The sequence below is a fragment of the Anaerovibrio sp. genome (assembly GCF_024697385.1).
GTDB lineage: Bacteria > Bacillota > Negativicutes > Selenomonadales > Selenomonadaceae > Anaerovibrio.
This window is the reverse complement of record NZ_JAILFV010000123.1, coordinates 1-24365: the sequence shown is the minus strand read 5'-3', so window position 1 is coordinate 24365 and position 24365 is coordinate 1. Positions and strand designations below refer to the sequence as shown.

Annotated in this window: 23 protein-coding genes, 1 tRNA gene and 1 riboswitch; all 24 genes read left to right on the top strand. The window is 44.2% G+C overall.

What is annotated here, in order from left to right; genetic code table 11:
* The first annotated feature begins 18 nt into the window (after window positions 1–18).
* The 24 genes from K6C05_RS07100 (at window position 19) to K6C05_RS06985 (ending at window position 24091) form a co-directional block, all read left to right on the top strand.
* Window positions 19–324 (top strand): HU family DNA-binding protein, encoded by a 306-nt coding sequence (locus K6C05_RS07100; protein ID WP_296732998.1) that lies wholly within the window; start codon window positions 19–21, stop codon window positions 322–324.
* A gap of 178 nt (window positions 325–502) precedes the next feature.
* A complete protein-coding gene (locus K6C05_RS07095; RefSeq protein ID WP_296732995.1) occupies window positions 503–1258 on the top strand; it encodes an SDR family oxidoreductase in 756 nt (251 codons plus the stop codon).
* 66 nt (window positions 1259–1324) lie between these two features.
* On the top strand, window positions 1325–2446 hold the full coding sequence (locus K6C05_RS07090) for a glycosyltransferase (protein WP_296732992.1): 1122 nt from the start codon (window positions 1325–1327) through the stop codon (window positions 2444–2446).
* 291 nt (window positions 2447–2737) lie between these two features.
* Window positions 2738–3766, top strand: coding sequence for a hypothetical protein (locus K6C05_RS07085; RefSeq protein ID WP_296732991.1), 1029 nt, complete (start codon window positions 2738–2740; stop codon window positions 3764–3766).
* Window positions 3767–3868: 102 nt separating this feature from the next.
* Window positions 3869–4192, top strand: coding sequence for a septum formation initiator family protein (locus tag K6C05_RS07080; protein ID WP_296732989.1), 324 nt, complete (start codon window positions 3869–3871; stop codon window positions 4190–4192).
* 86 nt (window positions 4193–4278) lie between these two features.
* On the top strand, window positions 4279–4779 hold the full coding sequence (locus K6C05_RS07075) for a S1 domain-containing RNA-binding protein (protein ID WP_296732986.1): 501 nt from the start codon (window positions 4279–4281) through the stop codon (window positions 4777–4779).
* A 98-nt stretch (window positions 4780–4877) separates the two neighbouring features.
* Window positions 4878–6299, top strand: coding sequence for a tRNA lysidine(34) synthetase TilS (tilS, locus tag K6C05_RS07070; protein ID WP_296732983.1), 1422 nt, complete (start codon window positions 4878–4880; stop codon window positions 6297–6299).
* A 1-nt stretch (window position 6300) separates the two neighbouring features.
* Complete coding sequence (hpt, locus tag K6C05_RS07065; protein ID WP_296732980.1) at window positions 6301–6837, top strand: hypoxanthine phosphoribosyltransferase; 537 nt, start codon at window positions 6301–6303, stop codon at window positions 6835–6837.
* 114 nt (window positions 6838–6951) lie between these two features.
* Window positions 6952–8949: an ATP-dependent zinc metalloprotease FtsH gene (gene ftsH, locus K6C05_RS07060; RefSeq protein ID WP_296732978.1), complete on the top strand. Its 1998-nt coding sequence runs from the start codon at window positions 6952–6954 to the stop codon at window positions 8947–8949.
* 107 nt (window positions 8950–9056) lie between these two features.
* On the top strand, window positions 9057–10019 hold the full coding sequence (locus tag K6C05_RS07055) for a biotin--[acetyl-CoA-carboxylase] ligase (RefSeq protein WP_296732975.1): 963 nt from the start codon (window positions 9057–9059) through the stop codon (window positions 10017–10019).
* 16 nt (window positions 10020–10035) lie between these two features.
* Window positions 10036–10800: a type III pantothenate kinase gene (locus K6C05_RS07050; RefSeq protein ID WP_296732972.1), complete on the top strand. Its 765-nt coding sequence runs from the start codon at window positions 10036–10038 to the stop codon at window positions 10798–10800.
* Complete coding sequence (gene dusB, locus K6C05_RS07045) at window positions 10801–11757, top strand: tRNA dihydrouridine synthase DusB (RefSeq protein ID WP_296732971.1); 957 nt, start codon at window positions 10801–10803, stop codon at window positions 11755–11757.
* 32 nt (window positions 11758–11789) lie between these two features.
* Window positions 11790–13193 (top strand): aminopeptidase, encoded by a 1404-nt coding sequence (locus K6C05_RS07040; RefSeq protein WP_296732968.1) that lies wholly within the window; start codon window positions 11790–11792, stop codon window positions 13191–13193.
* Between the two features lie 39 nt (window positions 13194–13232).
* Window positions 13233–14690 (top strand): protein O-GlcNAcase, encoded by a 1458-nt coding sequence (locus tag K6C05_RS07035; RefSeq protein ID WP_296732966.1) that lies wholly within the window; start codon window positions 13233–13235, stop codon window positions 14688–14690.
* On the top strand, window positions 14683–15834 hold the full coding sequence (locus K6C05_RS07030; RefSeq protein ID WP_296732964.1) for a cation diffusion facilitator family transporter: 1152 nt from the start codon (window positions 14683–14685) through the stop codon (window positions 15832–15834). Before K6C05_RS07035 ends, K6C05_RS07030 begins: the two co-directional genes overlap by 8 nt.
* Window positions 15835–16034: 200 nt before the next feature.
* A riboswitch (cobalamin riboswitch) is annotated at window positions 16035–16225 on the top strand.
* 673 nt (window positions 16226–16898) lie between these two features.
* Window positions 16899–18314 carry a GntP family permease gene (locus tag K6C05_RS07025; RefSeq protein WP_296732962.1) on the top strand — a complete coding sequence of 472 codons (1416 nt, stop codon included), beginning with the start codon at window positions 16899–16901 and terminating at the stop codon, window positions 18312–18314.
* 332 nt (window positions 18315–18646) lie between these two features.
* On the top strand, window positions 18647–19264 hold the full coding sequence (locus tag K6C05_RS07020) for a MotA/TolQ/ExbB proton channel family protein (protein WP_296732959.1): 618 nt from the start codon (window positions 18647–18649) through the stop codon (window positions 19262–19264).
* A gap of 2 nt (window positions 19265–19266) precedes the next feature.
* Window positions 19267–19677, top strand: a complete 411-nt coding sequence (locus K6C05_RS07015) for a biopolymer transporter ExbD (protein ID WP_296732955.1) — start codon at window positions 19267–19269, stop codon at window positions 19675–19677.
* 1 nt (window position 19678) lies between these two features.
* Window positions 19679–20488, top strand: coding sequence for an energy transducer TonB (locus K6C05_RS07010; RefSeq protein ID WP_296732954.1), 810 nt, complete (start codon window positions 19679–19681; stop codon window positions 20486–20488).
* A gap of 126 nt (window positions 20489–20614) precedes the next feature.
* A complete protein-coding gene (locus K6C05_RS07005) occupies window positions 20615–21481 on the top strand; it encodes an ABC transporter ATP-binding protein (RefSeq protein ID WP_296732952.1) in 867 nt (288 codons plus the stop codon).
* A complete protein-coding gene (locus K6C05_RS07000; RefSeq protein ID WP_296732949.1) occupies window positions 21481–22218 on the top strand; it encodes an ABC transporter permease in 738 nt (245 codons plus the stop codon). The genes K6C05_RS07005 and K6C05_RS07000 overlap by 1 nt, the downstream gene beginning before the upstream one ends.
* Window positions 22219–22228: 10 nt before the next feature.
* Window positions 22229–23095 (top strand): metal ABC transporter ATP-binding protein, encoded by an 867-nt coding sequence (locus K6C05_RS06995; RefSeq protein WP_296732946.1) that lies wholly within the window; start codon window positions 22229–22231, stop codon window positions 23093–23095.
* Entirely contained in the window at window positions 23095–23937 is an 843-nt protein-coding gene (locus tag K6C05_RS06990) for a metal ABC transporter permease (RefSeq protein WP_296732944.1), read from the top strand. The genes K6C05_RS06995 and K6C05_RS06990 overlap by 1 nt, the downstream gene beginning before the upstream one ends.
* A gap of 79 nt (window positions 23938–24016) precedes the next feature.
* Window positions 24017–24091 (top strand) — tRNA-Arg (locus K6C05_RS06985).
* Window positions 24092–24365 lie beyond the last annotated feature (274 nt).

Sequence of the window (24365 nt, the reverse complement as noted above, 5' to 3'; positions counted from 1 at the left end):
AAGAGGAGGATTTTGAAGATGAATAAGTCTCAGTTGGTTGCAAAGGTTGCTGAAAAGGCTGGTTTGACCAAGAAAGATGCCGAGAAGGCAGTAAACGGTCTTTTTGCAAGTGTTCAGGAAGCTCTGGTAGCTGGTGAAAAGGTACAGATGATTGGTTTTGGTACTTTTGAAGTTAAGGCTCGTAAGGCTCGTGTAGGACGTAACCCTCAGACTGGTGATGAAATTAAGATCGCAGCTTCCAAGAACCCTGCATTCAAGGCTGGTAAGGCTTTAAAGGAAGCAGTTAACTCTGCTAAAAAGGGTAAAAAAGGCAAGAAAAAATAAGTAATTGATTTTATTCAATTTGGCTGTCGCTGATATTCAGTGACAGCCTTTTTGTAGTAATAAACTAGTGGAAATCAGACTGGAAATGCTATTGAATGAACACTGTTTCGCTTTGGGAGTAAATATTCTGCAGGGGGCTGGCATTGCAGTCCCTTTTACTGTGTTTAGAGGATAAACTATGAAAAAAGGTGTTTTAATAACCGGAGGTACTTCTGGGATAGGGTTGGCTGCTGCTGTAAGGTTTTCCCGCAGAAATGATCATGTGGTGCTCCTTGGTAGGGATAAGGCTAGGGGTGAGGCTGCAACGCAGCAGGTTATGGCATTGTCAGGGAGCAGAAACTGTTATTATGTCCAAGGGGATGTGTCCAGACTGGAGGATTGCAGGAGGGCTGTGCAAAGCACAGTGGAGCTGTGCGGCACAATAGATTATCTGGTTAATTCAGCTGGGGTATACCTGGAAAAATCCCTTGATGATATGTCAGAGGATGACTTTGCCAGGATTATTGATATCAATTTAAAGGGAACATATTTTATGACCCAGCAGGCTGTGTTGTTTATGAAAAAACAGGGAAGCGGAAGTATTGTCAATATATCATCAGATGCCGGAGTGCACGGCAATCTCCTGTGCAGTGCCTACTGTGCCTCGAAGGGGGCCGTCAATTTATTTTCCAGGGCCATGGCCCTGGAGCTTGCACCGTGGAACGTACGGATTAACAGTATATGTCCCGGGGATGTTATGACGCCACTCACTGACAGGCAGTTGGACCAATATCCGGACAAGGAGCTTGCAATAAAGGAAATGTGCTCGGTATATCCCATGGGGCGTATAGCTGCTGCTGATGAAATAGCTGCCGTGGTTGAATTTTTATGCTCGGATTCTGCTGCCTTTGTCAATGGTGCAGTCTGGAGTGTGGATGGCGGCCTTACTTCATGAGTTGATACTTCACTTTTGGTGTGATAAAATTTACACGCTGATATTGTGTTGAGGGAGGTGACGGGAATGAAGCAGGTAAGATATCTTATTGTAACGGCATCAGTGGGGTCGGGACACGAAAAAGCTGCCGCTGCTGTTGCAAATGGAATTCGGAGACAGTGCAGGGACGCTGAAATCAACATCGTCGATTTCATGTCCATGAAAACATCTCTGGTGAATGCTTTTATGAAAAGCTGTTATCTGAACATGCTGCATTTTGTTCCCAACCTCTATGAATTTATGTATCAGTTCACTGCCGGGAGGAAAAAGGGTGGACTGATCAAATGGCTTATGGCATCAGTTATCGTGTATTCCATGAAAGGCTTGATAAATAAATACAAACCGGATATTATTGTTTGTACCCATCCCTTTCCGGCAGATGCCATATCTCATTTATCTGAAAGACGGCGAAAGAAATTTGTGTCCTGTGCGGTTATCACGGATTATTCGGTTCATCAGATGTGGGTGTGTCATCATATGGATAAATATTTTGTAGCTATTGATTCCATGAAGGATCAGCTGATTGAGGCCGGGATAAGGGAGGATATTATCCATGTCACCGGAATACCTGTCGATGTGGAATTTATAAGACCTCATGACAGGGCTGAATCCAGAAAGGAACTTGGACTGAAGTCAGATATACCCGTGGTAATGATGATGGGTGGAGGACTTGGACTTGGTGGAATGGATGTGGCTATGGGGGAATTGGAAAAAATTGACAGGATACTCCAGCTGCTGATTATAACTGGAAAAAACAATGATCTGAAAAAAAGGGTGGAGACTTTCGCACTGCAGTCTCACCATGAGATAACTGTAGTGGGATATACTGACAAGGTGCCGTTGATGATGGCTGCTGCTGATTTGCTTATTACCAAGCCGGGAGCTTTAACTTTGACTGAGGCAATGTCTGTAGGACTGCCGATGGTACTTCACGAACCTATTCCTGGGCCTGAAACGGACAACGCAAGGTATATGTCTGAAGGTGGTATGGCTGTATGGCTCCATTCAGGGGACAGCCTTTCAAAAATTGTGGGTGGATTGCTGAATGAGCCGGAAACATTAAAGGCTATGCGTTCCAAAACCATAGAAAATAAATCTTCAGATGCAGCTTATGCCATAGCAGGATATATGGAATGTGATGTGGAATAATTAAAGACGCGATGTATTTATGCTTCATATTGAAACAGTTTTTTCCTGGAGAGAGGCAAACTGATTGCTGCGTAAAAAGGTAGAAGGTTGATTTTTAGTTTTGGATTTTCCCTCATCTTGAGGTGGGGGATGCGAATACCGGTTGGTGAGCATATCTCCCAGCTCGTGCGACGCAAAGCTAGTGCCCTTGGGTAAAACGCTGATATGAATATTTTTTTTCTGGGGAAGAAAAATTTGAACGATGGCGTTATAATATAATTATCTTTTTTATATTGCTATGGAAAGTGTCTGGTGATTAAATTGTCAGTTACCAAATTAGCTAGTGGTGTTGATGGAGCCTTATTGTGTCCGGAATGCAACGGGTCCTTGGTATATAAAGATGGTGGCCAGGTCAGGGTTGTCAACGGGCGCGTTGATTATGAAAATATTAAACCACGGTATGTTTGCTTTCACTGTAAAAAGTTTTATCGTGAAATGCTTCATTCCGGCTATTATGATGTATTTGAGCTGGATGATGAGCTTAAAAAGGAGGCGGAGGCGCTGGCAGGCCCAGTCAATCAAAAGCCTGAGCCCTCAAAGGAAGATCCTGTCTGTACATTATCAAAAGACAGCTCAGGGGCCTATGTGTGTCCTCGTTGTGGTAAACCACTTCGTTATTCTGATGGCAGTGCTATTCAGGTGGTTAATGGCAAGGTGGATTATGAAAGTGTCAAGGCCCGGTATATTTGTGATGACTGTGGGATATTTTACCGTGAATTGCTTAATTCCGGGATGTATGAGGTATTCCAGCTGGAGCAGGAGCAGCCTAGGCAAAGCGTGGCGGATAACATCATAAACAAGGATGTCAGCCCGGTAGTGGCTTTGAGCAAAAACAGTTCAGGGCGCTACAAATGTCCGGTATGCAATGGCGAATTGGAATTTTCCGATGGTGGACAGGTTCGTGTTGTCAATGGCAAGGTGGATTATGAAAATGTCAAGGCCAGATACATATGTCGCCGATGTGAGACTTTTTACCGTGAACTATTAAATTCAGGGCTCTATGAGGTCTTTGACCTGGACGACCTGTATATGACTCCGGAGAAAAAGAAAATAGTAGGTACTGGTGATTTGGCCCCTATGCAGCTTAAGCTGGATGCAAATGGCAAATGTGCATGTCCACGGTGCGGAGCCAACATGCGTTATCTGGAGCCGGAAGCAGTGCGTATCGTAGATGGTGTCGCAGATATGCGTGATACAGTTGCCAGATTTGCCTGTGATGAATGCTCATCAATTTATCGCCGAATTGCTTCCACTGATTATTATCAATGGAGTGAATCGTAATTTAGGCAAGATGGATTTTAATAGAATCATATGCAGAAGCTGATTAAATAATTTTGCTTGTGGCAAAATTTTAATAATAGCGTTATAATATATGATTGTTATATGGAAAGGAGTGCGCTGATGGGTGCGTCGAGATCTAAAACAGATAAGCCTCAAAGGCGCCAGTTTAATTGGTTCGCCATTATAATGATCATTATGTTTCTGCTGGCAGCAGTCAAACTGGGGGAACAGGCCCTGACCTTTAAGGAACTGAATCAGGACCGAATCCGTGCTGAGGAAAGACTTAAGGCTGCCCAGGAAGAGAATCAGCAGCTGTTGGAGGAAAAAGAACAGCTGTCAGATCCGGAATATATCGAAAAACTGGCCAGGGAAGAATTGGGTATGACAAAACAGGGAGAAATTCCTTATGTTTATTCAAAAAAGTGACTTTATTGCCAGGGCCTTTTCTTGACACATTTTGTTTTACAATAGTATAATACCTTTATTAGTGTATTATCTAAGGAGGAAGTATTTTGTCCATTGAAGTCGGTAGTATAGTTGAGGGTGTTGTTTCCGGCATAACAAATTTTGGTGCCTTTGTTAATCTTCCGGAGGGGAAGGTTGGCCTCGTGCATATATCAGAGGTTGCTGATGTTTATGTCAGTGATGTAAAGGAGTTTCTGAAGGAACAGGACAAGGTTAAGGTCAAAGTACTTTCAGTTGATGAAAAGGGAAAGATTGGTCTTTCGATAAAGAAGGCCCAAGAGAAAAAGCCTGAGGAAAAGGATCAAAGAACTTTTGACAAACCCCGCTTTGAGAAGAGAAATGCTGATTTCCGTTCACAGAGAAATGATGGCGGCAGCAATTATTCCAATGACTTCAGGAGAAATGCCGGGAGTCGGGGCAATAACATGAATGCCTCCTTTGAGGATAAGCTGTCCAAGTTTTTGAAGGACAGTGATGAACGACTCACGGATTTGAGCCGCAAGACAGATTCCAAGCGCGGTGGCCGTGGTGGCGGGCGCAGAAGATAAACCGTAAAGGCACCTTTTCAGGGTGCTTTTTTTATCTGATGTTACCGGGTGTATACCACCCTTTGAAAAGGTAAATTTTAACAATGGCGTTATGATATATGGGTGAATTTATGGAAATTGAAAAACGCCTAATAAAATATTGGCAGCATAATGCTCTTGCAAAAGCCGGGGATACAGTACTGGTAGCCTGTTCCGGGGGACCTGATTCACTGGCACTGTTGGATTTGCTTCATGGACTGTCAGGTGAGTTGTCCATAGAAGTTATGGCGGCACATTATGAACATGGAATTCGTGGCCAGGCTTCTGTAGATGATGCCAATTTTGTGCAACAGTACTGCCAAAGGGAAAAAATTGATTTTTTCCTTGAGTCAGGAGATATTCCTCTGATATGCAGGCAGACAGGTGAATCGTTGGAGACCTGCAGCAGGCGGATGCGATATGGTTTTTTGCACCGCATTGCCAGGGAAAAGGGCTGTGCTGTTATTGCCACTGCCCATCACAGTGATGATCAGGCTGAAACTGTTCTGATGCATATTCTTCGGGGGACAGGACTTAATGGATTAACGGGGATTTTACCTAAACGGGATAATATTATTCGTCCATTGCTGGCCTTTACCAAGTGTGAACTGGTGGATTATTGCAAGGCTCAGGGGTTGGCCCCAAGGCTTGATGCCACCAATGAAGTGGCTGATTGTACCCGTAATCGTATAAGGCTCGAATTGTTGCCTTATTTGAAGCAGGAGTATAATATAAATATAACGGACCAGCTTTGTCAGCTGGCCAGGATAGTCTCTGCGGATGAGAACCTTTTAGACAGCATTTGCAGGACTGCTTTTGATAAAATATGTGTTGCTGATGCCAGGGGGGCTATTTCCTGTAAGGCAGATGATTTTTTATTGCAGCCTCTGTCCATACAACGGCGCTTGCTGCAGCAAATGGGCGGTTCATTGCAGGTCCAGTTGAGTTTTCCTCATGTAGAACAGATCAGGGAGCTGGTTGAGAAAAATCACACCGGTAAGCACCTCATGCTTCCTCAAGGCTGCCAGGCCGGGATGCGTTATGGAATATTGACTTTATCAAAAATGGACAGGGTTTTTTCAGAAACAGATGGTAATATGGCATTTAAGGACCGGGACCTGGTTCTTGAGCCGGGAGGCAGGCTTATTCTTGAGGATGGAAGTATGCTCTGTTCTGAAATAACTGCTGATTTGGAGATAAGAAAACCTTTTTCTAAAAATATGGTATATTTTGATGCTGCCAAAAGTGGTGATACCGTGTTAGTCAGGTACAGAAGGAAAGGTGACAGACTGCTGCTTCCTGCAGGGCATAAAAAATTGAAGGATTTGCTTATAGACTCCAAGGTTGATGTGGAAAAGAGAAATAATATACCTGTTGTTGTCAGCAGTATAACCAATGAGATAATATGGGTGGCCGGCATAAGGCAGACTGCGGCAGCCATGGCAGGTGCAGATACTGGGAGGTATCTTATACTTTCATACATACAAAAAGGAGAAGAGTAAAATGTTAAATGATTTGGAAAGTGTAATGTTCGACGAAAAGGCCCTGGCCAAAAGGGTTTCTGAACTTGGGCAGGAAATATCCAAAGATTATAAGGGCAAGGATGTGTTGATGGTAGGAATCATGAAAGGGGCCGTGGTGTTTTTTTCAGATCTTATCAGACAAGTAAATTTGCCATTGGGAATAGATTTTATTATTGCATCCAGCTACGGTGATGGTACTGAATCAAGTGGCAGTGTCAATATCAAAAAGGACCTGGAAAATGATATCAAGGGAAAGCATGTCATTTTGGTCGAGGATATCATTGATTCCGGAATCACCATGAAGCATCTGATGGAAATCCTTTGGAAGAGGGAACCGGCCAGTATCAGACTGTGTGCATTGTTGAGTAAGGAGTCACGCCGGCAGGTGCCTGTGAAAATTGATTATTGCGGTTTTGATGTTCCCGATGAGTTCCTGGTGGGATATGGCCTTGATTATGCCGAAAAATACAGGAATTTACCGGTAATCGGTGTGTTGAAGAGAGAAATTTATATGTGATTCTTTTCAGGATTTGTAAGAAAATCATTATAATGATATAATTATCTCCTGTGAAGACATTTATATGATGCTGACTGGTGTTAAGTTCTTTATCACCGTTTGGGAGGTTGTATATTGGTCAAGTTTATTAGAAATGTGGGTTTTTACCTGCTTATTATTCTTATTGCGATTACATTGATAGATTATTTTTCCAATAAGACTCCTAACCGCATGGAGATGAATTATTCTTCCTTTGTGCAGGAGGTCAATGATGGAAAAGTATCTAAGGTCACTATTGTTGAAAATAATGTAAAGGGTACATTGACGGATGGTACGGATTTTGTGACTGTTTTGCCAACTTATCCGGGGCAGGATGGAGAGATAATGAAGCTGCTCCAGTCCAAAAATGTTGACATCAAGGCAGAGAATCCGCCTGAACCACCATGGTGGTCAACCTTGCTTTCATCTGTATTGCCAATTTTGTTGTTGGTTGGAGTCTGGTTCTTTATTATGCAGCAGAGTCAGGGCGGTGGCGGAAAGGTCATGTCCTTTGGCAAGAGTCGTGCTAAAATGAGTGGCGGCGATAAGGTCAAGGTGTGCTTTGATGATGTTGCCGGTGCTGATGAAGCCAAGCAGGAGCTGGAAGAGGTAGTTGAATTCCTGAAGCAGCCAGCCAAGTTTAATCAGTTGGGAGCCAAGATCCCTAAGGGCGTTTTACTTTTTGGCCCTCCGGGTACAGGTAAAACCTTATTGGCCAAGGCGGTAGCCGGTGAAGCAGGAGTTCCGTTCTTCTCCATCAGTGGCTCCGATTTTGTTGAAATGTTTGTGGGTGTCGGTGCATCCAGAGTTCGTGACTTGTTTGAGCAGGCCAAGAAAAATGCTCCTTGTATTGTTTTTATCGATGAAATTGATGCTGTAGGGCGTCAGCGTGGTGCCGGTCTTGGTGGTGGCCATGACGAGCGTGAACAGACTCTTAATCAGATGCTGGTAGAGATGGATGGCTTTGCTGCCAATGAGGGAATTATCATCATTGCTGCTACGAACCGTCCGGACATTCTTGATCCTGCATTGTTGCGCCCAGGCCGCTTTGACCGTCAGATTGTTGTTGATAAGCCTGATGTTAAGGGCCGTGAGGCGATTTTAAAGGTTCATACCAAGAATAAGCCTGTTGATAAGGACGTTGACCTGAATGTGTTGGCGCGTCGTACACCGGGCTTTACCGGAGCAGATCTGAGTAATCTGGTCAATGAAGCTGCGCTTTTGTCAGCACGGCGTAATAAGAAAACCATAGCCATGCTGGAAATGGAAGAATCCATTGAGCGGGTTATGGCCGGGCCGGAGAGAAAATCAAAGGTGATGAGCGATAAGGAGAAGCGCCTTACTGCTTATCATGAAGGTGGACATACCCTGATAGGGATGCTGTTGCCAAATGCTGATCCGGTGCACAAGGTTACTATTATTCCAAGGGGAAGAGCAGGTGGCTATACGCTTATGCTTCCTAAGGAGGATAGGTCTTATGCCACTAGAAGTGAGCTGTTGGATCAGTTGAAAACCTTGCTGGCAGGTCGTGTGGCTGAGGAGGTAGTGCTGCACGAGATCAGCACTGGTGCCCAGAATGATATACAAAGGGCGTCCCAGCTGGTGAGAAACATGATTACTCAGTATGGTATGAGTAATGTATTGGGACCGGTAGCATATGGATCCGGCAAGGACCATCAGGTATTTTTGGGGCGTGATTTCAATAATCAGAGAAACTATTCTGAAGAAGTTGCCAGTGAAATAGACAAGGAAGTGCGCAATTATATTGAAGAAGCCTATGAGGAATGCCGTAGACTGCTGAATGAAAATATTGAGAAGCTGCACTTGATTGCCGAAGCTCTGATAGAAAAGGAAACCTTGGAGGCTGCTGAACTGAAGGAATTGGTTGGGTTTGGCAATGTCACTGAGAAGGAGGAGCCTGAGAAAAAGGGTGAGCCTCCCCAGGATGATGACGATGAGCCAAAGCTGATACCAGTTGAGCCTGCAGAGGGTGAAGCTCTTGAAGGCGAAGGCTCAGTTGCGGAAAATGACACTGAGGTTGAGGTACCTTATTCTGAACCGGAGCCAAAACTGAATAGTACAACTGATAAATAACACCATAGGGGCTGAAGCATGCAATATTTTGATGCAGCAGCCCCTTTTGGTGGTTTTAGCTGATGTTAACGGGTAATATTGACTTTAATAAGAGGAGCATAACAATTATGCGGATGGCGATTTTGGAGCTTTTAAGGGCCTCTGCGGACCACTATCTGTCAGGTGAGGAGATAGCTCTTAAGCTCAATGTATCACGGACTGCTGTATGGAAGCACATCAAGGAACTGAAAAATCAGGGCTATGAGATAGAAAGTCTGCCACGAAATGGCTATAAACTGTTGGGATCACCGGATCGTCTACTGCCTGAGCTGGTGTGCCGTGGACTGGATAATAAAGTTATCGGCTGTCAAATGGAGCATTTTGATGATATAGGCTCAACAAATGCTGAGGCCAAGGTCTTTGCCCGGCAAGGAGCGGCTGATGGTACTGTTATTGTAAGTGAGAGCCAGAATACAGGCAGGGGCCGTTTGGACAGGAGCTTTTTCTGTCCTCAGGGTGGGATTTGGTTTTCTGTGATCCTCAGGCCTGATTTTTTGCCCCAGGAAGCACCAAAATGTACTCTTATGGCAGCGGTAGCTGTCACTGAGGCTATGAGGGATTTCGGGCTCGATGCAGGAATAAAATGGCCTAATGATATCCTGTACCAGGGGAAAAAGCTGACAGGTATCTTAACAGAAATGAGTGCGGAAATTGATCGTATCAATTATGTCATCATTGGCATAGGAATCAATGCAGTCATTGCCCCGGAGTCTTTCCCGGAGGATATAAAGGACAAGGCAGGGTCCATGTCCATGTTTTTGGGGAAATTTGACAGAATTTCCTTTTTCCGTGCTGTACTGCAGCACTTGGAGACTTTATATATCAGTGTGAAAAAACAGGGGTTTGGTTCTGTCCTGAAAAGCTGGCGGGACTTATCGGTAACCCTGGGACAGGATGTTAAGGTAATCGGTATTAATGAGACATTCACCGGTCGGGCAGTGGACATTGCTGAAGACGGTGGCCTGATGGTTGATACAGGCAGAGAAACCTGCAAGGTATATGCCGGAGATGTTTCCATTCGTACAAAGTGATGAATATGGAGGATTTATGCTTTTAGTTATCGATATTGGCAACAGTAATGTCGTTCTGGGGACATATGATGGAAAGAAACTTTACAGACATTGGCGTGTATCCACGGAACGACACAAAACCAGTGATGAATATGGTATGGAAATAAATAATATGTTTTTATACCATGGAATAAAGATGAGTGAAATACAGGCGGTTATAATATCGTCCGTTGTGCCACCGTTGGTGGTTCCAATGGAAAAAATGTGTGAGCGGTATTTCCATTTAAAGCCTATTATTGTGGGCCCCGGTATCAAGACAGGCATTCGTCTTAAATATGAAAATCCAAGGGATATAGGTGCCGACAGAATAGTAAATGTAGTTGGTGCCTATGAGCAATATGGGGGTCCGCTGATAGTCATCGATATAGGAACTGCTACTACCTTTGATGTGGTTGATGAAAATGGTGATTTCCTTGGTGGTGTTATTTCCACAGGACTGGGAACATCAGCAGAAGGGCTGTTCCAAAAGGCGGCAAAGCTGCCAAGAATTGAGCTGGTTACGCCTAAAAATATAATCTGCCGGAACACCATCAGTGGCATGCAGGCCGGTATTATTTTTGGTTTTGTTGGCCAGATCGATGAAATCGTACGCCGTATAAAGCTGGAGTATGGTAAGCCAATGAAGGTCATTGCTACAGGCGGATACGCCAAGATGATAGCCAGGGAATCAAAGACTATAGATGCGATAGATCATTTCCTTACCCTGACAGGACTCCGTGTCCTGTATGAAAGGAATCAATAAATGAAAATAGGAAAATTTGATTTCCCGGTGCCGGTGTTTTTAGCTCCTATGGCAGGTGTGACTGATACGCCATATCGTATTTTGGCCCGGGAGATGGGATGCCCGCTGGTTTATTCTGAAATGGTCAGCGATAAGGGGATTAATTATCGAAATGAGCATACTCTGAGAATGCTTTCCAGTGAGGAAAATGAAAGACCTATTGCCATGCAGTTGTTTGGGGCAGAGCCGGACAGTGTGGCCCGGGCGGCAGCATATATTGAGGAACTGAAATGTGCTGACATTATAGACTTTAATATGGGATGTCCGGCACCAAAGGTAGTCAAAAACCATGAGGGCTCAGCCTTGCTGCGCAATCCGGAAGGGGCTTTTAAGGTGCTCAAAGCCCTGGTAGGGGCTGTAAGCCTTCCGGTCACAGTAAAGATGCGCATTGGATGGGATGATGCACATATTAATGTGCTGGAAATGGCCAGGTTGGCTGAGGAAGCAGGGGTTCAGGCAGTAGCGGTTCATGGGCGTACCAGGGAACAGTTTTACAGTGGTCGGGCCAATTGGTCAATAATAGGTGATGTCAGAAAGCAGCTGCGAATTCCTGTAATTGCCAATGGGGATATCAGGAATGTGGATGATTTGATAAAAATCCGTGAAGTAACCGGTTGTGAGGCAGTGATGGTAGGGCGTGCTGCTCAGGGAAATCCCTGGATTTTTCGTCAGCTTACCCATTATCTGAAAACAGGGGAAAGACTTCCTGCCCCTACCATGGAAGAACGAAAAACAGTTATTTTACGCCATCTGGATATGCTGCTCCGGTTCAAGGGGGATTACATAGGGCCCAGGGAAATGCGAAAACATGCTACCTGGTATACCCGTGGCATAAAGGGAAATGCTGAGCTGCGGGTGCTGTTTAACAAGGCTGAAACCAGAGAGGATTTTATTAACATATTGAATAAGATGAAATAGTAATCTGATAAGTGTCAAACAGGAGGTTTATTATGGTTAAGGCAAGGAAAAAGGAAGAAAAGCAGGTTGCTGCATGGAATAAATATAGTGCTGCTGAGAAAAAAACTCTCCATAAGATTAATGAAGGCTACAAGGATTTTCTCAGCAAGTGTAAAACTGAACGGGAAAGTGTGGCTGAAGCCGTAAAGCTGGCTGAAAAAGCCGGCTATAAAAATTTGGAGACTGTAATCAGGAGCGGTAAACCGCTGTCAGTTGGGGATAAGGTTTATGCCGCGTGTATGGGCAAGGCCATTGCCATGTTTAACATCGGGACAGATTCTCTGGAAGATGGTATGGCAATATTAGGTGCCCATATTGATACCTGCCGTTTGGACCTAAAGCAGCATCCATTGTATGAAGAGGGTGGACTGGCCTATTTTGATACCCATTATTATGGGGGCATCAAGAAGTATCAGTGGGTAACCCTGCCATTGGCTCTTCACGGCGTGGTTGCCAAGCTGGATGGTACTGTCCAGGAAATCGTCATCGGCGAGGATGATAATGATCCGGTATTCTGTGTTACCGATCTTTTGATACATCTGTCACAGGAACAAATGGAGAAAAAGGCAAGCAAGGTTGTTACCGGTGAAAAGCTTGATATTTTGATAGGCAGCTATCCTCTGGAGGGTGAGGATAAAAATGCCGTAAAGTCAGGTATTTTAAAGCTGCTCAAGGATAAATACGGTCTTGAAGAGGATGATTTTATATCTGCCGAGCTTACCATGGTTCCTGCAGGCAGGGCAAGGGATTTGGGACTGGACAGGAGCATGGTATTGGCTTATGGTCATGATGACAGGGTTTGTGCATACACTTCCCTGGTGGCTATGCTTGAAACCAAGAAAGTAAAGCGCACAGCCTGCTGTCTTTTGGTGGATAAGGAGGAAATCGGTTCAGTGGGTGCTACAAGTATGCAGTCCCGCTTCTTTGAAAACACTGTGGCTGAATTGCTTCATGCCCTTGGAGGGTATGATGGGATTTCACTGCGCCGTTGTTTGGCCAATTCCTGGATGTTATCATCAGATGTTAGCTCGGCATATGATTCTCTGTATGCCTCTGCATTTGATAAAAATAATGTGGCTTATCCCGGTAAAGGTATGGTCTTTAATAAATTTACAGGCCGTGGGGGAAAATCCGGGTCTAATGATGCCAGTGCCGAGTACCTTGGTCGGATAAGAGGTATCATGAAGAAGCATGATGTGACTTTCCAAACCGCTGAATTGGGACGCGTAGACCTTGGTGGAGGCGGAACCATAGCATATATCATGGCACTGTACGGTATGAATGTTATTGACAGTGGTGTAGCTGTGCTCAGCATGCACGCTCCTTGGGAGGCTGTCAGCAAGGTGGATGTTTATGAAACGCTGAAAGGCTACAAGGCCTTCTTACAGGAAATCTGATTGCGGTTATTCATGTGGTAAAAACAGGGGGAGAAGCTCATGCGAATAAAATGGATATTGATTGTACTGACATTATTTTTGTCATGCTCACAGATTCCCCTTAATGCTCATGCGGATAAGGCTGCACCTATAAAATTGCGTGGGGTGGTGGAAGGCTTTTATGGCACTCCATGGACACATCAGGACCGTTTGGATATGCTGGCCTTTATGGCATCAAAGGGGATGAATGCGTATATATATGCTCCTAAGGATGATGAGTATCACCGTAAATACTGGCGCCAACCATATCCGGCTGAAAAATATGGGGAGATTGCAGAGCTCGTGGGTAAAGCGGCCGAATTACATATAGAATTTATTTTTGCAGTTTCACCCGGTAATGATATAGCATTTACCGGCCCTATGCAGCAGGCTGACCGTGTGACCATGCTTGATAAGATGGAAGCCATGTACAGGATAGGCATCCGCCGGTTTGCACTGTTTTTTGATGATATTCCTACTGCAGATGCCAAGGGGCAGGCGGCGTTTGTCAATTGGATCAACAAGGAATTTGTCCATGCCAAGGGAGACTGCAAGCCACTGATTTTGGTGCCTACAGAATATTATCTGCGCCAGATGGCACCGGAGGGCAAAGCATCCGACTATACTGCAGAACTGGCCAAGGGTATTGATAAGGATATTATGGTCCTTTATACAGGGGAGGAAGTATGCCCTGATGGTTTGACCAGAAAAACCATTGAAACTACAAATAAGCTGTATGGTAAGCCCTTGGGAATATGGTGGAATTATCCGGTTTCGGATTATCTGAAGGAAAAGCTGGCCTTAGGCCCGGTTTCAGATATGGATAGGTCCATCAATTCCAATGATATAGCAGCCTTCTTTATCAATCCCATGGAAAAACCTAAGCTGTCCCAAATTGCAATTGCCACAGGTGCAGATTATGCTTTGAATCCCGCCGATTATGATGAGGACAAGGCGTGGCACAAGGCCATCAAGGAGCAGTATGGGCCTTTGTCTGAAGAAATGGAACTGTTTGCCGTGCACTCCCAAAGGATGGAAAACAGCTGGGCGCATATTGGCAGACAGGATGCTCCTGAGTTGAGACTGTTATATAAAAAGCTCTGGGAAATAATGTCGGGGCAGGATAATTTTGTAAAAAGGGCCTTGCTGGACAAGCTGTTGGCTGAAAACCGTATCCGTGACAATGCCATACATACCCTGATGGGTGACTTGCCCCGGAAGAACTTGGATGAATGCCGGCTGCAGCTGGTGCAGTTACAGAAAATGACTGAGGCAGAAAGATATGCTTTACTGCTGTTAAAGGAGAAGAAAACTTCGGCTGAGAAGGATCCGATGTATAGATGCTTTAAGGACCTTAAAACGCAAATTGAGGCTGATGAAGCCTCTGTCAAAATATCCGAGGAGGCTACAGGAAAATTCCTCAGGGATTTTGATGAATGGTATTTGAAGCATATGGGAGATATAAACAAAGATGTTTGATAGAATTATTAAATTGTTTATAAAAAACAGTGAAGAGGTAAATGATCCTAAAGTGCGTACCAGCTATGGATATTTAAGCGGCGGTGCAGGCATAGTTATCAATGTACTTCTTTGCGGTGTAAAAATGCTTATAGGCTATTTAAGCGGTTCGATAGCTATCATAGGTGATGCCATACACAATCTTGCCGATGCAGGAGCATCTGTAATCACTATATTAGGGTATAAGCTGGCAGCCAGACCGGCTGATCGGGAGCATCCCTTTGGGCATGGCCGCATAGAATATATTGCAGGCTTTATTATTGCTGCAGCAATTTTAATTATCGGTGTTGAACTAATGCGGTCATCCATTGATAAGCTCATAAATCCTGTACCGATTGAGGCTACAGTGGATATTGCCCTGATTTTATCATTGTCCCTGCTGGTCCAGATGCTTTTGGGTTTTTTTAACCGTAGGCTGGGCAAGAAAATAGATTCACCGGCAATATTGGCTGCAGCTACAGACAGCTTAAGTGATTGTGTGGCAACCTTTGTTGTAATAATCTGTCTCCTGGTTAATTTGTTTATTGGAATGGATTTTGATGCAATGGCTGGTATAGTTGTGGCATTATTTATTATTCACAGTGGATGGGGCGCTGCACGGGATACCTTGCAGCCCTTGCTGGGAGAGCCGCCTGACCCTGAGTTTGTCAGAAAGATAACCCGTAAGGTTCTGGATGAAAAAACAATTATTGGAATTCACGATGTAATGGTACATAATTACGGTCCGGGACGCATTTTTGTTTCCATGCATGCAGAGGTCCCTGCGACCATGAGCCTGTTGGATGCACACAGTGTGGTGGACAAGCTGGAGCATGAGATAAGTGATGAATGCAATGTGTCCATTACTGTACATGTAGATCCTGTAGTGGAAAATAATCCTATCCAGAATGAAATCAAGAATAAGCTGCATCATATACTGGGTGCCATAGATCCGCTTATTACTTATCATGACTTTCATATAACAGCATCAGGATATCTTTGCTTTGATATCAGTGTACCCTACAACTGCGGGTTCTCTGATGAACGACTCAGTGAAATGATCAAAAGTGATGTGTTGAATGAATTTCCCGGTTGGCAGCTACGGTTGAAAATAGATAGATTGTGATGAAGGATAACAACGCCTTATGCGACAAAGCTACAGGTTATATAGGCAGGTCTTTTGATGCATAGGGAAAGGCAGCCTTGTAGCCGAAAAACTGAATGTAATTTTGCTAAAAAAGAAAAAAACAACAACTGTGCTGTAATCTGTTGACATGGTATAAGTAAAGTGATATTATGTCACTTGTGAAGCATTAGCTTCAGAATTTCATATTGATTGGAACAGGTGCCTATTACTTATATTAGTATGGCCTAACAAGATAAGCTGGTTAAATGCCAGCACGGTCCCGCCACTGTATTAGGGAGCGCATCACAATATGTCACTGGATTTTATCTGGGAAGGCGTGGTGCAGCAATGATCTGGAGTCAGGAGAACTGCCTGTTTAACAATCACCGTTTGACCTGCGAGTGATGGGGAAGGGGATTTTGGCATTCTTTTGTGTGCTGAATCCTGGCTGGGTTGTCAGGATTTTTTTTATGACAGGTATTACTGTCATAGGTGCATACATATTTGCTTATATCGTGTAAATATCCTTTCGTCACTTAGCGGAGTCTATGTTCGACGAAAGGTTTTTTCTTGCGGTTTCAGCGCTGCAGGAAAAACATTGCTCATACATTTCATTCTTTTGTTGCTTCGTGCAACGCTAGCTTTCGACAGGTGGAGCTGTTCGAAAGCTAGCTTTATTTTTTCCTGTTGCTATTGAATGCGAAGTTTCGGTAAGCTGTTGATACAATGGTATTATACCGGAATTGTCAAAATACATTTCAGTCAATTTTTATCCTGATAGATGGTGGTTTGAAGTCCCAAACATAAAGGATATGTACAATGTTTGCCAAGGGAGTCAGTCCGATGAGGTAGAGGCAGGTTCAACTTTGTGGGAATAGTTAGATGAATACTTCTATAACTTTAAGTTATAATTATATAAAATAATAACAAAATCATAGAATTTATTATTATTGTTACCTACTGCCAATTTTTGCCTTGACATTTGTTTTCTGGATTGATTTAATATAGAAGTTGCTTATGTTTGGGAATATTTTGCATTTATGGAAATAGGGGGAGATTATCTAATGGACACAGCAATAATATTTGTTGCGCTGGTTGGTCTTATGTTTATGGCATATCGTGGTGCATCAATTATTTTGGTAGCTCCATTGTTTGCTGTCGTTGCTGCTTTGGGAAGTGAATATGCGGTTTTGCCTGTTTTCAGTGAGCTCTATATGACTAAGGCAGCTGAGTATATCAAAAATTATTACCCAATATTTTTATTTGGTGCTATATTTGCCCGTCTCATGGAAAAAGGCGGGATGGCAGCCTCGGTTGCAGGGAAGATTATTGATATTTTAGGTGAAAAACGCGCTGTTCTGGCCGTACTTTTGGGTTGTGGTGCGTTGACCTATGGTGGTCTAAGTGTATTTGTCGTGGCCTTTGTCATGTATCCTTTTGGCGCTGTGGTGTTTAAAAAGGCAGATATTCCGAAAAGGCTCCTGCCGGCGGCACTGTGGATGGGTATCTTTTCCTTCGCAATGGTTGCACTTCCTGGCACACCACAGATCCAGAATATTATTCCTTCCTCATATTTTGGGACTTCGACCTGGTCTGGTATCGGTATCGGTATTTTCGCTTCCCTGATATTTTTGGTTATGGGCTGGGGTTGGATCTCCTTTAGGGCCAATAGGCTGAAATCACAGGGGGAGGGCTATGGCCGTCATATAGAATTCGGTCAAAGGCGCCATAAACTGCCGGCACCGGATTGGAAAATCTCCTGTATTCCATTGGTGATGGTTATAGTCTTGAATGTAATATTATCAAATCCTTTTGGTTGGGATTGGGGTTTTCATTGGGATCAGAATTCCTTGGATTCTTTCGGCAATTTGCATATTTCCTTGCTGGCCCAGTCGGTAGCAAAGATTTCGGCAGGCTGGTCCATCAGTATTTCACTTATTCTCAGCAGTATAGTTGCTGCTGTTATTGCCAGACGCCATTTGCGCTTGCAGGATGGCATGCTGCCAACCATTAATGGCTCAGCCATATCTTCCTGCAGTGCCGTACTGAATGTTGCTTCAGGCTATGCTTTTGGGTGTGTTGTTGTCAGCCTTGGTGGATTTGCTGTGGTCAAGGAATTGCTCCTCAACTTGGATTTTGGAGGGGGCCCTCTTTTCTCAGCAGTTCTTACCACTAATGTAATGTGTGGCTTTACGGGGTCAGCTTCAGGTGGTCTTACTATTGCCTTGTCAATGCTGGGTGAGCAATGGGCTCAGATGGCAATAGCTGCAGGGATTCCTTTGGAGGTGCTGCATCGTATCGTTGCAATTTCCTCTATAGGTATAGATCCTGTGCCACATTGCGGTGCATTGGTCACCCTGTTGGCAATATGCGGACTTAGTCATAAGGATTCATATGCTGATATAGCTGTTTTGATGGGAATGAAGTTTTTGGTGCCATTTCTGTGTGTTATTTTCTATATGGTTACAGGTATTGCATAAGAGGATTTTATACAATATACTGATTATCGGTACTAATTAAATTTGTGACAGCAATTGGTGATGTTGCTTTGCTGTCACAGAAGCATATCTGTAAAAACAATGAGGATTATAGTGAATGGTCCGATAATAGCTTTGATTCAGATATGAAGCCCGGTCATCTTTTTGACCCAGACTTTATTCTGAAAAAAAACGGCATTCGGGGACAGCGCTTTTTGTGATGACGGTGTTATTGCAAATTTTAGCCTTTCTGTGTTTACAGAAGGGCTTTTTATGTAAGAAATAAAAAAGGTTAAGTCATAAAATTGTCAACGGTTATTTTAAGGAGGAAAATTATGGAAACAATAATGTCAGGTATTGATTTTTTTCAAAAGGGTGGCCCTGTAATGTATGTGCTGCTTTTATGTTCGGTGTTTGTTGTATCCATTGCCATAGAGCGTTGGATGTATTTTGGGACTGCAGATGCCGGAAGAAATTTTGCCATTCGTTTCGCCGAGCTTATGAGTAACGGAGAAACCGGAGAGGCTGCTGATTTTGCAGGGAAAACAAAGGGCGCATTGCCATCTTTGCTGGCTAAGGGCATGTCCTTTTCCGGTGACGAGTCCGTTTCCCTGACTACCTTTTTTGAGGTACAGTCAGGAATAGCTCTTACCCGTTTCCGCAAACGCCTGTATTATTTAAATGTCATTGTTACCATGGCACCTCTTTTGGGGCTATTGGGAACGATAAGCGGCATGATTTCTGCCTTCAGTATATTTAACCTGGAGTCCGGGCAGGCCATGGCCATTACCGGTGGTGTTGGGGAGGCCTTGATTGCTACGGCAATGGGCCTGTGCACTGCTATAATTGCCTTGGCAGTGCACGCTTATTTTACCCAGCGTATTGACAGTATAGTTTCTGATATGGAGCAGTGTTTCTCCTTGGCTGAGGGAATGGCAGAGGAGCGTGAATAATAATGCGCATAAAGGATCGTCACGGTTTTGATAAGCCGGAAGTAATGATTATTCCTATGATTGATATCATGTTTTTTTTGCTGGTTTTTTTCATGCTAAGCACTTTATATATGGTAAATATAAAAACCGTTCCTGTTAATATGCCGAAGGCCCAGAGCGCAGAGACTCAGATGAGTGTTACATACCTGGTTACCATGAAGGGAGACGGGTCTTTGTGGCTTGAGGATAAGCTGATAAGTGAAAAGGAGCTTTTGGCCAATGCCAAGGCTGAAAATGCGAAAAATCCACGGTTTGCAATTGTAGTCAGGGCAGATCAGAATTTGGATTATGGTATGGTAATCGGCCTTTTGGATAAATTTAAGGCTGCTGGAATTACTAAATTCGGTTTGGCTGCCGATTCTGGGGGAAATTGATATGATACCGGATAAGAAGCGTGAATATAGGGCCTGGTGCATTTCCTTGGGTATACATGTGGTGTTGTTTATTCTGGTGTCCTTTACCGGGCTGTTTGCAATAGCAGCCACGAAGGAGGATAAGCCGGTGGATGTTACCCTGTATGATGCGGATGCAGGGAAGTCTGCAGGTGCTTCAGGCGCCGGATCGTCAGCGTCAGCGGCTCCACCGCCACCAGCTCCGCCTTCTATTGATGATGTTGTTATCAAGAAAAAGCAAACTGAAAAGCTTCCTGAAATTGAGGAAAAGTTTACTAAAGAGCCGGAAAAACAAGAAGAATTCAAAAAGGAGCATAATGCTCCGGTGGCTGTCAATCCGGTGTTTGCTGTGGGTGCCACCGGGAATGGTCTGGGGCCTGGTATTTTTGCCGGCACTGGTTCCGGAGATGGTGTCGGAAATAATGGAAATGGTACCGGAAATGGCAGTGGCGATGGTAATGGTAACGGTAACGGATCGGGGAATGGCTCTGGCGATGGTAATGGCAACGGAATACGACCTGCTATTGCTCCAGAGCTGATTTCAGCACCTGAGCCTGTATATCCGGAAAGCTTGAGAAAGAAGAATATACATGGTAAGGTTATTGTGCGGATTACAGTAGGTACTTCCGGTGGCGTGGAGAGTGCAGAAGTCATCAGCTCTTCAGGATATGGTGAAATGGACCAGGCTGCCCTTGATGCTGCCTGGGGGTACAGATATACAACGGCCTATAATGAACATGGCGAGGCTGTTTCCTTTAGGAAAAGAGTAAAAATAACTTTCAAATTAAGGTAAGCTGCGTTATTTAATAATATGCTCCTCCACCTGGCAGGCGGGGGAGTATATTATTAAACGCGGGATTTAACAGACATTCATTTACGGTGAATATACTGTAATTGATTGTGTCATAAGGAGTAGGCAATGATTACAATTGAAGGTCTGGTTAAAGAGTTTAGGGTAAAAAACAGGGATAAAAAGTATATAATCAAAAAAGCAGTTGATAATCTATCCTTGCAGGTATCCAAGGGAGAAATTTTCGGTCTGCTGGGACCTAATGGGGCAGGGAAAACAACCACCATCCGTATGATGACCATGGAAATGCAACCAACATCAGGTAAAATCTTGTATGCAGGCAGGACCTCTGAGGCGGATGCCCTCGCCATCAAGGAAATGATAGGAGTTGTTCCTCAAAATATAAACTTTGATAATGATCTGACTGTAGGGGAAAATATGGAGCTTCATGCCCGTCTGCATCACATGCCGAAAAACCAGCGCAAACAACGGATAGCGGATATGCTGGATTTTGTTGAATTATCCAATACTGTCAATCTTATGCCCCGGACACTGTCGGGAGGCATGAAGCGACGCTTGCTGATAGCTAGGGCCCTGATCCATAATCCAAGCATTTTATTTATGGATGAGCCGACGGTGGCTCTGGATCCCCAGGTGCGCAGAAAAATCTGGGATTTGATCAGGAGCTTGGCTGCTAATGGTACCACGGTTATATTAACCACTCATTACATTGAAGAGGCAGAGGCTCTGTGTGACAGGGTAGCTATTGTCAATGAGGGCAGGCTCATAGCTCTGGATACTCCTGAGGCTTTTTGTCAGCGTATGGGGAAAATAGCTGTTGAATGGGATTCTCCTGAGGGGAGACAGTACAGATTTTTTGATACTCGTAAGGAAGCGGCTGTTTTTGCAGGAGAGCTGGAGCATTCAGCACACATACGGCGGTCCAATCTTGAGGATGCCTTTATTGAACTCACTGACAGGGAGGAGGGGATGTGATGGTTTCAGATATAGTTACTGTATTTTGGCGTGACTGGATAGTTCTTAAGCGAAGACTGCCCAAATTTATATTGAGCCGTATGGTGGCACCAATGTTATACCTGGTTGCCTTTGGCTGGGGACTTGGGCGGAATATTCAGATTGGCTCCGGTTCCTATATTGATTTTCTGGTGCCGGGCATTATGGCGTTGAATTCCATGAATATAAGCTATAACAGCCTGACTCCCCTTTGCACTGAAAGGATATATCATAAAAGCATAGGTGAGTATATAATTGCCCCAATGCGCCCGGTAGCCTTTATCATCGGCAAGATTATGGCTGCTGTCCTCAGGGGCCTGATTTCCTCGGGAATTATACTGCTGTTGGCCTTCGCCTTTGGTGCCAGGATGAATATCACTGTGACATATATCGGAGTTTTAATACTGAACTGCATCATCTTTGCCGAGGTGGGTTTTTTTGCAGCTCTGTCCATGGACAGCTATGAGGAACTGTCACAGGTAAATACATATATCTTACTTCCCATGTCATTTTTGTGTGGTACATTTTTTACAACCTCAGCATTACCGGATTTTATCAGGATAATTGTGGAGCTGCTTCCTCTTACCCATACCAGTTACCTGCTGCGTGGCATAGCTGTTCAGAGCCCTGTTGCCTGGGAATCTGTTGCAGTGCTGCTCCTTTATGCTATAATAGGGTTCATATTAGGCAGAAAAGCATATAATAATCAGTTGAAATAGAAGGTACAAGATGTTAAGGCGATTATTCAGGCATAGCAGCAATGAAGGTAATGACTGTACTAAATTGTGCTGCACAAAAATTGAACATTTTACTGTTAAAACCAGGTCCATGACCATTTTTGAAGATGTGAACCTTCATCTCCACTGCGGTGAGCTGATGGCAATTATCGGACCAAATGGTGCAGGAAAAAGCACTTTGTTGAGGGCTATCATAGGTGAAGTGAAGCATACCGGTACCCTCAAATATGTTGATGCCAAGGGGCAGCATACAGGAAAGCCTGTGATAGGATATGTTCCGCAATTCCTTAAATTTGATGTGAGTGCTCCTGTTACTGTATTGGATTTGTTTTCAGCCTGCTTGTCCAACCGGCCCGTGTGGCTCTTTCCTTCCAATGTAAGGCAGCAGGTCATTGATACCCTGAAACGGGTGAAGGCTGAAAGCCTGATAGACCGCAGGCTGGGTGCCCTGTCCGGCGGGGAACTGCAAAGGGTGCTGTTGGCACTGGCCTTGAATCCTATGCCTGATATACTGCTTTTGGATGAACCTGTATCAGGTGTAGACAAAAATGGTTTGGAAATATTCTATAATATCCTGGAGGATTTGCAGAATAGTGAGGATATGGCGATAATACTGGTTTCACATGACCTGGATATGGTTGCCCGCCATGCGGATAGGGTGGTTTTGATGGACAAGGGAGTCATATGCACCGGTACACCGCAGGAGGTCTTTTCTGACAAACGTACCAGAAAGATATTTGGAATGCTGACAAATAATGGGGTTAATTATGGTTCAACCGGGTTTGTATGGGTTGAACACAAGAAAAGCAATGCTAAGTGTAATTGTCCGGCATGCTCCGGTAAGGAGGGTGAAAAATAATGGATTATATTTATGGCCTTCTTGATGTGATCTTGCCGGTGGATTGGCTTCAGTTTGATTTTATGAAAAATGCTTTTCTGGCAGTTTTATTGATTACTCCACTGTTTGGGTTATTAAGTACCATGGTGGTCTCCAACCGCATGGCCTTTTTTTCCGATTCATTGGGGCATGGGGCTTTTACCGGCCTGGCCATAGGTGCTATTGTGGGATTTTTCTCCCCGGTGGAGTCCTTGGTGCTTTTTTCGGTGTTTTTTGCATTGGTTATTACACTTATTAAAAACTATACTTCAGCATCCACGGATACCGTTATTGGAGTTTTTTCCTCTACCGGCATAGCTATTGGCCTGATGATCATGTCATATGGTGGGGGCTTTAATAAATTTTCCGGTTATCTTATAGGCGATATCTTAAGCATCACGCCTGATGATATAGCTGCACTTTTGATTGTACTGGTATCAGTAGTGGTGGTATGGGGACTTATGTTTAATAAGCTTCTGATTCTGAGCCTGAATTCGCCCTTTGCCAAGAGCCGTGGCGGCAATGTAATCATTACGGAAAGTATTTTTGCCGTAATGGTGGCGGTCGTTGTGGCAATAAGCATCCAGTGGGTAGGACTGTTAATCATCAATTCATTATTGGTCCTTCCGGCAGCAGCTGCCAGAAATATATCAAACAGTGTTAAGCAGTATCATTTGTTTTCTGTAGGCAGTGCAATGCTTGCAGGGATATCCGGCCTTATTCTGGCTTATCGGTATAATATGGCTGCAGGGGCTACCATCGTCGTAATAGCGGCTTTGATATTTTTTGTTACCATGATATTGAAGTCCCGTTTTGTTCGATAATAAAGCTCTTTTTCTTGCGGATTTTATTATGGAATGGTATAATAACCCTCGTGGAAAATTATCTTCCCATGGAAATTAAGCGCTCGTAGTCCAGTGGATAGGACGTTAGCCTCCGGAGCTGAAAGCGTGGGTTCGACTCCCGCCGAGCGCACCAGAGATCAATCAAGGTTTCACGGTTTATGCCGTGAGACCTTTTTTTGTGCAGTGTATATAGTTGGCTGCCATTGCTTACAGGGGGGATAGCTTCAACTTAGCTGAAATGCTGGCAGTGGGGAGCGGTTCTTATTCGTTATAACGAGCTTTAAGATGTCCCCTTCCTCTTTAGGTGGGGGAAAACAAACTACAACAGCTGGCGAGCATATCTCCCAGCTCGTTGAAACGCTAATTGGAAGATTTTTCTTCTAAAGAAGAAAAATTTGAACAATGGC

Bases quoted from the DNA above. Each gene is read 5' to 3' on its own strand.
- K6C05_RS07100 (WP_296732998.1), top strand. From the start codon at position 19: ATGAATAAGTCTCAGTTGGTTGCAAAGGTTGCTGAAAAGGCTGGTTTG.
- K6C05_RS07095 (WP_296732995.1), top strand. From the start codon at position 503: ATGAAAAAAGGTGTTTTAATAACCGGAGGTACTTCTGGGATAGGGTTG.
- K6C05_RS07090 (WP_296732992.1), top strand. From the start codon at position 1,325: ATGAAGCAGGTAAGATATCTTATTGTAACGGCATCAGTGGGGTCGGGA.
- K6C05_RS07080 (WP_296732989.1), top strand. From the start codon at position 3,869: ATGGAAAGGAGTGCGCTGATGGGTGCGTCGAGATCTAAAACAGATAAG.
- tilS (WP_296732983.1), top strand. From the start codon at position 4,878: ATGGGTGAATTTATGGAAATTGAAAAACGCCTAATAAAATATTGGCAG.
- hpt (WP_296732980.1), top strand. From the start codon at position 6,301: ATGTTAAATGATTTGGAAAGTGTAATGTTCGACGAAAAGGCCCTGGCC.
- K6C05_RS07055 (WP_296732975.1), top strand. From the start codon at position 9,057: ATGCGGATGGCGATTTTGGAGCTTTTAAGGGCCTCTGCGGACCACTAT.
- K6C05_RS07050 (WP_296732972.1), top strand. From the start codon at position 10,036: ATGCTTTTAGTTATCGATATTGGCAACAGTAATGTCGTTCTGGGGACA.
- dusB (WP_296732971.1), top strand. From the start codon at position 10,801: ATGAAAATAGGAAAATTTGATTTCCCGGTGCCGGTGTTTTTAGCTCCT.
- K6C05_RS07040 (WP_296732968.1), top strand. From the start codon at position 11,790: ATGGTTAAGGCAAGGAAAAAGGAAGAAAAGCAGGTTGCTGCATGGAAT.
- K6C05_RS07035 (WP_296732966.1), top strand. From the start codon at position 13,233: ATGCGAATAAAATGGATATTGATTGTACTGACATTATTTTTGTCATGC.
- K6C05_RS07030 (WP_296732964.1), top strand. From the start codon at position 14,683: ATGTTTGATAGAATTATTAAATTGTTTATAAAAAACAGTGAAGAGGTA.
- K6C05_RS07025 (WP_296732962.1), top strand. From the start codon at position 16,899: ATGGACACAGCAATAATATTTGTTGCGCTGGTTGGTCTTATGTTTATG.
- K6C05_RS07020 (WP_296732959.1), top strand. From the start codon at position 18,647: ATGGAAACAATAATGTCAGGTATTGATTTTTTTCAAAAGGGTGGCCCT.
- K6C05_RS07015 (WP_296732955.1), top strand. From the start codon at position 19,267: ATGCGCATAAAGGATCGTCACGGTTTTGATAAGCCGGAAGTAATGATT.
- K6C05_RS07010 (WP_296732954.1), top strand. From the start codon at position 19,679: ATGATACCGGATAAGAAGCGTGAATATAGGGCCTGGTGCATTTCCTTG.
- K6C05_RS07005 (WP_296732952.1), top strand. From the start codon at position 20,615: ATGATTACAATTGAAGGTCTGGTTAAAGAGTTTAGGGTAAAAAACAGG.
- K6C05_RS07000 (WP_296732949.1), top strand. From the start codon at position 21,481: ATGGTTTCAGATATAGTTACTGTATTTTGGCGTGACTGGATAGTTCTT.
- K6C05_RS06995 (WP_296732946.1), top strand. From the start codon at position 22,229: ATGTTAAGGCGATTATTCAGGCATAGCAGCAATGAAGGTAATGACTGT.
- K6C05_RS06990 (WP_296732944.1), top strand. From the start codon at position 23,095: ATGGATTATATTTATGGCCTTCTTGATGTGATCTTGCCGGTGGATTGG.